Source organism: Roseomonas rosulenta (assembly GCF_016106005.1).
Lineage (GTDB): Bacteria > Pseudomonadota > Alphaproteobacteria > Acetobacterales > Acetobacteraceae > Neoroseomonas > Neoroseomonas rosulenta.
This window is the reverse complement of sequence record NZ_JACADR010000363.1, coordinates 1-3753: the sequence shown is the minus strand read 5'-3', so window position 1 is coordinate 3753 and position 3753 is coordinate 1. Positions and strand designations below refer to the sequence as shown.

General features: G+C 70.8%; 3 protein-coding genes. 1 reads left to right on the top strand and 2 read right to left on the bottom strand.

What is annotated here, in order from left to right; all coding sequences use genetic code 11:
- The first annotated feature begins 215 nt into the window (after nucleotides 1-215).
- Nucleotides 216-1463 (top strand): MFS transporter, encoded by a 1248-nt coding sequence (locus HW578_RS24210; RefSeq protein ID WP_198373267.1) that lies wholly within the window; start codon nucleotides 216-218, stop codon nucleotides 1461-1463.
- On the opposite strand, the gene HW578_RS24205 is transcribed toward HW578_RS24210, so the two are convergent.
- Together HW578_RS24205 and HW578_RS24200 are read right to left on the bottom strand one after the other, a co-directional pair.
- Nucleotides 1460-2092, bottom strand: coding sequence for a flavin reductase family protein (locus HW578_RS24205; RefSeq protein ID WP_198373266.1), 633 nt, complete (start codon nucleotides 2090-2092; stop codon nucleotides 1460-1462). The two genes, HW578_RS24210 and HW578_RS24205, sit on opposite strands and share 4 nt — an antisense overlap.
- A 7-nt stretch (nucleotides 2093-2099) precedes the next feature.
- Nucleotides 2100-3596 (bottom strand): tripartite tricarboxylate transporter permease, encoded by a 1497-nt coding sequence (locus HW578_RS24200; protein WP_198373265.1) that lies wholly within the window; start codon nucleotides 3594-3596, stop codon nucleotides 2100-2102.
- Nucleotides 3597-3753 lie beyond the last annotated feature (157 nt).

Below are 3753 nucleotides of genomic sequence, written 5' to 3'. Positions count from 1 at the left end.
GCGACCTCGCGGACCCAGAGGCGCCGCGCCGCGCCGCGCGCTGGGCCGCGGTGGAATCCCTGCGCGCGAGGTTCGGGGAGGGCGCGGTGGTGCGCGGGCGCGGCCTGCGCAGGCCCCCGCGCGGGTGATGTCGGCCCGATGACAACCCGCCCATCGCGCCGCCCGGCTGCGATGGCACCCTTGCGCCGTCGGCATGTTTGCGGCACCGGGGCAGAATGAACAGCAAGGCGATCGCCTGGGCCACCTTCGACTGGGCAAACAGCGCCTTCCCGACGGTCGTCTCGACCTTCGTGATCGCTGCCTATTTCAGCCAGGGCATTGCGCCGGACCCGGCGACGGGGCAGGCGCAATGGGGCTGGATGCAGACCATCGCGGCGGTGTGCATCGCGCTGCTGTCGCCCATCCTGGGTGCGCTGGCGGATAATGGCGGGCGGCGGCGCGCCATGCTGGCGGCCTGCACGCTGGTCACCGCCATCTTCACCGCGCTGGTCTGGTTCGCGAAGCCGGACCCGTCCTGGACCCTGTATGCGCTAGCCTGCGTGTGCGTCGCCACCATCGCCTTCGAGATCGGCACGGTGTTCTACAACGCCATGCTGCCGGAGGTGACCACGCCCGAGCATCTGGGCCGCGTCTCGGGCCTGGCCTGGGGGCTGGGCTATGCGGGGGGGCTGGCCTGCCTCGGCGTGGCGCTCGTGCTGCTGGTGCAGCCCAACCCGTCCTGGTTCGGTCTCGACCGCAATGCGTCGGAGCATGTGCGCGCGACGGCGGTGCTGGTGGGGCTCTGGACCGTGGTCTTCGCCTGGCCGGTGCTGCTCTTCGTGCCCGACCCGCCCGGCGCGCGCCTGCCGGTGGGGCAGGCGGTGGCAGCCTGCATCGCGGAGACGAACCGGCTGGTGCGCGGCCTGCCGCAGCGGCCGGACATGTTGCGCTTCCTGGTGGCGCGGCTGTTCTACACGGATGGGCTGAACACGCTCTTCGCCTTCGGCGCCATCTACGCCGCGGGTGTGCACGGCATGGGGATGGAGGACATCCTGCTGTTCGGCATCGCGCTGAACGTCACCGCCGGGCTCGGCGCCGCCGGCTTCGGCCTGGTCGAGGACCGGGTGGGATCGAAGCGCACGGTGCTGGTGGCGCTGGTCAGCATGATCCTGCTGGGCGCGGCGCTGCTGCTGGCCGACAGCGTGGGGTGGTTCTGGGCGCTGGCGATGGCGCTGGGCATCTTCATGGGGCCGGCGCAGGCGGCCTCGCGCACGCTGATGGCGCAGATGGCGCCGGAGGGGCAATGCGCCTCGCATTTCGGGCTGTTCGCGCTGTCGGGCCGTATCACCGGCTTCATGGGCCCGGCGGCGCTGGCGGCGGTCACGGCCATGAGCGGCAGCCAGGCGCTGGGGATGGCGACGGTGCTGGTGTTCCTGGCGCTGGGCGCGGCGATCCTGGCGACGGTGCAGCCGGTGCGCGGCTAGCGGTCCGGCTGCCCCATCACATACGCCCCGCCATCCGTCGGGCGCAGCGCCTCGAACAGTTCCGTCACCGCCGCGTAGTCGCGGTATCCGCAGCGCGCCACCGGCTGCGCCGCCAGCGTGTCGAAGCGGCCGTCGCGCAGATAGGCCTCGTCTATATGCACGCCGACGACCTGGCCGATGATGATCCAGCCCTGCAGCGCCGCGCCGTCCGCGTCGTGCAGCTGCATGGACGATACCACGCGGCATTCGAGCGAGGCCGGGGATGCCGCGACTCGCGGCGCGCGCACCACGCGGCACGGCGCTTCCGCAAGCCCCGCTGCGGCGAATTCGCTCTCGCCTGCCGGCTGCGCGCCCGATGACACGTTCATCGCATCGAACAGGTGGCGCGGGCAGAGGTTGAACACGAATTCCCCCGTCGCGATCGCATTCGCCGCGCTGTGCTTCATCGTCTCGCTGGCGAACATCACCATGGGCGGGCGCGAATGCACCGCGTTGAAGAAGGAATAGGGCGCGAGGTTCGCCCGCCCCTGCGCATCCACCGTCGAGATCCAGCCGATCGGCCGTGGCGCGACGATGGCCTTGAACGGGTCGTGCGGCAGGCCGTGGCCGTTATGCGGTTCATAGAACATGCCTGCTTCATCCCCTGCGCTTCGCCACGACCGCCCATAGCCGCGGCCCCGCCAGCGCCAGCACTGCCAGGCCCAGGATCACCGCGCTGCCCGGCCGTGTCACGAAGATCGACCAATCGCCCTGGCCGATGGTCAGCGCCTGGCGCAGCGCCTGTTCGGCCATCGGCCCCAGGATCATGCCGATCACCACGGGGGCGACCGGGAAGTCGAAGCGCCGCATGAACATCGCGACCACGCCGAGCGTGTACAGGATCACCAGGTCCCACACGCTGTTGGAGATGCCGTAGGTGCCGATGGTCGCGAAGACCAGGATGCCGGCATAGAGCTGCGGCACGGGAATATTGAGGATGCGCACCCACAGCCCGACCAGCGGCAGGTTCAGCACCACCAGCATCACGTTGGCGATGAACAGGGATGCGATCAGCGTCCAGACCAGCTCCGCCTGCTGCGTGAACAGCAGCGGCCCGGGATTGATGCCATAGGACTGGAAGGCGCTCAGCATGATCGCAGCCGTGGCGCTGGTCGGCAGGCCGAGTGTCAGCATCGGCACCAGGATGCCCGCGGCGGCGGCGTTGTTCGCGGCCTCGGGCCCGGCCACGCCCTCGATCGCGCCGGTGGTGCCGAATTCCTTCTGGTATTCCGGCTTCGCCAGCTTCCGCTCGGCATAGTAGCTGAGCATGGTCGGCATCTCGGTGCCGCCGGCCGGCAGCACGCCGAAGGGGAAGCCGATCCCCGCGCCGCGCATCCAGGGCCAGAAGGACCGCTTCAGGTCCGTCCTCGACAGCGTGAGGCGCCCGACCTCGAGCACCTCGACCTTCCCCTCGTGGTGGCGCCAGGCCATGTGCAGCGCCTCGCCGACCGCGAACAGCGCGACCGCGACCAGCACCACGTTCACGCCGTCCAGCAGTTCCGGCACGCCGAAGGTCAGGCGCGGCTGACCGGTCTGCAGGTCGATCCCGATCAGCCCGAGCAGCAGCCCGAAGGCGAGCGAGGCCAGCCCGCGCAGCGCCGAACTGCCCAGCACGGCCGAGACCGTCACGAAGCACAGCACCATCAGGGAGAAGTATTCCGCCGGCCCCAGCACAAGCGCCCATTCCACGATGACGGGGCCGAGGAAGGCGATGCCGAGCGTGCCCACCGTGCCGGCCACGAAGGACCCGATTGCGGCGGTGGCGAGTGCCGGTCCCGCGCGCCCGTTGCGCGCCATCTTGGCCCCTTCGAGCGCGGTGATGATCGACCCGCTCTCGCCCGGCGTGTTCAGCAGGATCGAGGTCGTGGAGCCGCCATACATCGCGCCGTAGAACACGCCGCAGAACAGGATGAAGGCGCCGGTGGCGCTCACCTGGAAGGTAATGGGCAGCAGCAGCGCGATGGTCAGCGCCGGCCCGATGCCCGGCAGCACGCCCACCGCCGTGCCGAGGAAGCAGCCCAGCAGCGCCCAGGCCAGATTGGTGACCGTGAGCGCATTGCCGAAGCCGAGCGCGAGCCCCGCGAGCGAATCCATCAGCTGCCTTTCAGCGCGAAGCCGTCGCGTGCGGATGGGCCGCGCTGCGCGGGCCGGCTGCGCGCCGTCACAGTACCGCCTCGCCGCGCAGCACTGCCACGCAGCCGCCGCCGACGCGCGCGCGGATGCCCTCGGGCGTGCGCTGCGCCCGCGCGCG